5 protein-coding genes are annotated in these 4600 nt (G+C 66.1%); 2 read left to right on the top strand and 3 right to left on the bottom strand.

Annotated features, from left to right (window positions below; translation table 11 throughout):
• Positions 1-126: 126 nt before the first annotated feature.
• Positions 127-540: a hypothetical protein gene (locus FHS22_RS37045; RefSeq protein WP_184948870.1), complete on the bottom strand. Its 414-nt coding sequence runs from the start codon at positions 538-540 to the stop codon at positions 127-129.
• Positions 541-1064: 524 nt separating this feature from the next.
• Here FHS22_RS37045 and FHS22_RS37040 point away from each other — a divergent pair.
• The gene (locus tag FHS22_RS37040) at positions 1065-1568 is read left to right on the top strand and encodes an NUDIX domain-containing protein (protein ID WP_338048124.1); all 504 of its coding nucleotides are present in this window, start codon (positions 1065-1067) and stop codon (positions 1566-1568) included.
• Positions 1569-1645: 77 nt separating this feature from the next.
• On the opposite strand, the gene FHS22_RS37035 is transcribed toward FHS22_RS37040, so the two are convergent.
• Together FHS22_RS37035 and FHS22_RS37030 are read right to left on the bottom strand one after the other, a co-directional pair.
• Positions 1646-2068 (bottom strand): hypothetical protein, encoded by a 423-nt coding sequence (locus tag FHS22_RS37035; protein WP_184948869.1) that lies wholly within the window; start codon positions 2066-2068, stop codon positions 1646-1648.
• 365 nt (positions 2069-2433) lie between these two features.
• On the bottom strand, positions 2434-3363 hold the full coding sequence (locus FHS22_RS37030) for a helix-turn-helix transcriptional regulator (protein ID WP_338048125.1): 930 nt from the start codon (positions 3361-3363) through the stop codon (positions 2434-2436).
• A gap of 206 nt (positions 3364-3569) precedes the next feature.
• On the opposite strand from FHS22_RS37030, the gene FHS22_RS37025 reads away from it, so the two are divergent.
• Positions 3570-4514 (top strand): alpha/beta fold hydrolase, encoded by a 945-nt coding sequence (locus FHS22_RS37025; protein WP_184948867.1) that lies wholly within the window; start codon positions 3570-3572, stop codon positions 4512-4514.
• Positions 4515-4600: the final 86 nt, after the last annotated feature.

Below are 4600 nucleotides of genomic sequence, written 5' to 3'. Positions count from 1 at the left end.
CGCCGCGATCTGGCACAACCGCGCCACCGGCCAGCCCGTCACCCGATCCCTGATCGCCTACGACCACTGACCAGACTTCGGACTTACTCGTCTAGGACGAGCTCATCGGCCATATCGGGGACGAGGTCATACGCCCACTGATGGAGCGCGACGATGATGAACGCCTCGGAGAAGACCGAGTAGATCCTCACGAGGAATGTCGATGTACCGCTCGGACGGACTCGGGACTTCTCCCCGAAGGAGTTGGTCTTTGTCTTGCCAAAGACGCAGCACCGTTCCCCTGTTCTCCAGCAGCACATCAGGGTCATGACCGAGGTCTACCGGCCGTCCGTCCAGCGCGCCCAGCCAATCGCGCCATTCGTCGAGGCCTACACAACACCCGGGATTTATGACGACGTCACCGGATGCGACGAGAAGGCCGCCCGGCGCGTAGGTCTCTTCGTCGCCGGAGGTCAGATACTCCTCGATCGCTTCGGTCACGTCCGCCGCAGTGATCGACAGATCATCATCGGTGACGATTCTCCCGATCAACGCCCACACGACGGCTCCGACCCTCTCCGGCGGCGGCAGATCCACAGGCTGAGGAGCAGGCAGGCCAGGTCGAGGAGCGCCGGGAGGACGTCGGACGCAAGGGAGCCAGGCACGCTCGCCCCCTCCGGGCTTGCCGGAGACGGGACGATCGCGGCCGCCTTGCAGCTGATGCCCCAGCGGGCCGAACCGTTCTGGGCCAGTTCCCAGACGTAGCCGACATGCCGGTCGGAACGACGTCCTGCCCCTGGGCGATCTGCGGCTCTCCGGAGGTGCCGGCCTTGACCGGTTCGATCCGGCCGAACTCGTCTTCGGCCAGCAGGGCAAGGGCGTGTTCGTCCGGGAGGACGCGGCGCCGGCCACGCCGGCTTCGGACGAGCTCACCGAGATCCGCCTCACGCTGCGCGAGTTGTCGGAGCGACTCGCGAAGGTCGAAGAGACGCCGGCCGACCGTAGGTAGCGCTCTCGCCCCGGACGTGGCAGCCGGTGACCCGGCGTGCCAGGCCCGCCGCACGGCTCGGAGGCGTCGCAGCCAAGTGCATGCGCCGGTCCTCCTGGCGCATGCCGACCATGACGAGCACGTAGCCGACGACCCCGCCGCTCCTGCGCCCAACAGCCTCGTGCCGTCGGTCAACGTCGTGGTCACCAACGAGGCCGGCGAGATCCTGATGATCCGCCGCTCCGACAACGGCAACTGGGCTCTTCCCGGTGGCGCCATCGACCTCGGCGAGTCCCTGCCCGAGGCGGCGGTTCGGGAGACGTTGGAAGAAACCGGCATCCAGTGCGAGACAACCGGCCTGGTCGGCACCTACACCGACCCGAAGCACGTCATCCTCTACACCTCCGACGGCGAGGCCCGCCAAGAGTTCTCCATCGTGCTCACGGCTCGGGCCGTCGAGGGCGAGCCGACGCCGAGCGACGAGTCCCGCGAAGTGCGCTGGGTGCCGCGCCAGGAGATCGAGACGTTGACGATGGACCGGTCGATGCGCCTGCGGATCGGCCACTACCTGGCCGGCCGGGCGGCGCCCTCCATCGGGTGAACCACCGGCTGGGTACGGCTGCGACCCGATTCAGCCTCGATGAAAGGACTGCTGCCACCGGCACAGCGGTCCGCGCGTCAGTCTCCGTCATCGACGTAGTAGTTCGTGCAGATCGCTGAGTACTCCGCCGCGGAGAACCCGTCGAAGTCCCCGGCGGCCTCACACATGAGCAACCGGCCCAGGGCCGCCTTCGCGTCCTCCCAGGGATGGCCTGCGAGGAACGTCTTCGTTTCCGCCAGTCCCGCTCCGCACAGAAGCTGGATGTCGATCGAGCAATCGGCGTCCATGCTCGCCGTCTTGGCCTGCCAGATGAGCAAGACGTCGTCGAGCGCCCCGGCGTTGAACAACTGGACGCAGCAGAGCCTCATCAGCTCGGTATCACCCGCCCCCTGCTCCCGGCGTTCCCTGGCGGTCTGGGCGGTCAGCAGGTCACGTATCTCGTCGAGGGCGTGCCCGTCCGGTTGCAGGCCGTACCGGTGGAGGAGCTCCTCCTCATCCATGCGTTTTCTCCTTCGCGGACCGGCCGGACAGCACGGTACATCGATTGAGTCTTTCTTGATCGCACTGCCGTACGGCAGGCCCCATGAGCGCCCCCCGGCACACCCCGCTACCCATGGCCTGATCTTCTCGAAGCCGTGAACCGCGCACTTCAGAACAAGGCATGCGCGCAGTCCGGCCTCCGCAGCACCTGATTCTCTCCACTACCAGCAGGTGGCCGCGTATCCTCCTCCCGACTGGCCGGGCACAGACGGCGTCAGTGAAACCGAGCTTGTACGGCACGAGGAGCGCCTCGGGGCGCGCCTGCCACCGAGTCACAGGGAGTTCCTCCAGGTCACCAACCGGTCGGCAAGCGCTCGTGCCGGTCTCAGCCGTATCTCTCGACGAGCGCGTTGCCGATCGAGGCCAGGTGGTCTCGCGCACCTGGAGGGCCGGTCACCTCGAGCCATTCGACCAGCCCGGCAAGCTCGGCGGCGAGCGCGTACTCGCTGTGGCCGCGGATCACGACCTCGATGCGGCCGTCGGTCGTGGAACCTCCCACCTCGAGCCGACCGCCGAGCACCATCCGGAGCAGGCCTATCCCGTGGGGCGCGCACACCGCCTGGATCTCGGTGGGCGTTCGCTTGCGGTCGATCTCGTCGGCGATCTCGCGCCAGCTCTCGGCAAGGTCGAAGTCCTCGGGTCGGTGCACGGGATCGCCGGTCGGGTCGGCGGACGACACGCGGTCGATCCGGAAGGTCCGCCGGCCGGCCTCGGTGTTGGAGACGAGGTACCACAACGGACCTTTGGCGACGATGCCCAGGGGATGGACGGTTCTCTCGGTTTCGACGCCTTTGCGGTCGACGTAGCAGAGCCGCACCTGGACGCCGCGGATCACCGCGTCCTGGAGTTCGTCGAGGAAGCGGGGCGGTCGGTGCTCGACCCGACTCGACCCCCATCGTTGCGGGTCCATGACCAGCGACGACGCCGCTGCCTCGGCCTGCACCCGGAAGGGCTCCGGCAGGGCATGGACGAGCTTGCGCAGAGCCGCTTTCACGGCCGGCGTCGCAGCCGACGCCTGGCCGGCGACCAGGAACAGGGCGCGGGCCTCACCCGCGGTCAGCCCGGACAGGTCGGTGCGGGCGCCGCCCACGAGGCGCCAGCCGCCGCTTCGGCCCTGCATGGAGTACACGGGCACCCCGGCCATGGCCAGAGCGTCGAGGTCGCGGCGGGCGGTGCGCTCGGAGACCTCCAGCTCCCGGGCGACCTCTGCTGCTGTCACCTGCTCGCGCCGTTGCAGCAAGAGGAGGACGGCCACCAGCCGGTCGGTTCGCACGCCGACAACACTTCCACATGAAACCGGTCATGGGGTGACCGGTTTCGGTCGGCAAGATGGCGACACGACCTCACCGACGAGTCCCACCACCCGCGGCGTATCGGCCCCCGGCCTATCAGGGGTGAGCCGACGCCATCCTCGGGAGCCTTCGTCGCCTGATCAACCCGGAACGATAGAGAGGAAATGCGATGTTCAATCCGATCGATTTTCCCGAGCCCACCCTCATCTCCGTCAACGGTGTGGAACTCGAAGTCTTCGAAGCGGGCCGGCAAAATGCCGGAAAACCCATCGTGCTCTGTCACGGCTGGCCGGAGCACGCATTTTCCTGGCGTCATCAGGTGCCCGTCCTTGCCGCGGCGGGCTACCACGTCATCGTCCCGAACCAGCGGGGTTACGGCAACTCGTCCCGTCCGGCCGAAGTAACGGACTACGATATTGAGCACTTGTCGGGTGATCTCATCGCACTTCTCGATCACTACGGATACGAAGACGCCGCCTTCGTCGGTCACGATTGGGGGGCGGCTGTCGTCTGGGGACTGACCTTGTTGCACCCGGACCGCGTGAACAAGGTGATCAACCTGAGCCTGCCCTACCTCGAGCGCGGGGAAAAGCCCTGGATCGAGTCCATGGAAGACATGCTTGGCGGCGATTTCTATTTCGTCCACTTCAACCGGCAGCCAGGCGTCGCAGACGCCGTGTTCGAAGAGAACACATTCCAGTTCCTCCGCAACCTGTACCGGAAGAACGAGCCCCCCAGAGAGCCTCAGCCGGGTATGACGTTGATCGATCTCGCCAGGGCGGAAACACCACTCGGTGAGCCCGTAATGAGCGACGGCGAACTGGCCGTTTTCGTCTCCTCCTTCGAATCAACAGGTTTCACGGGCAGTATAAACTGGTACAGGAACCTTGACCGCAACTGGCGCTTGCTGGCGGACGTGAACCCGATCATCCACCAGCCCACGCTCATGATCTATGGCGACCGGGATGCGGTCTCGAAGTCTGAAAGACTGACAGATTTCGTGCCTAATGCGGAAGTGGTCAGCCTGGATTGCGGCCATTGGATCCAGCAGGAAAAGCCTGAAGAAGCAAACCAGGTGATTCTGAAGTGGCTGGACCGGCAGGACGCCGCCTAGGAGTGTCCTGAAGATCTTGGTGGGTGGGTCGGCATGCGCCGGCTCACCCTCTTCGTCATGGGGCGATGGGGACGAGAACCCAGATG

The organism is Thiemannella venezuelensis, from assembly GCF_014203605.1.
GTDB lineage: Bacteria > Actinomycetota > Actinomycetes > Streptosporangiales > Streptosporangiaceae > Planomonospora_A > Planomonospora_A venezuelensis.
The sequence above is the reverse complement of the archived record's forward strand: the minus strand, read 5'-3'. Positions and strand labels throughout refer to the sequence as shown.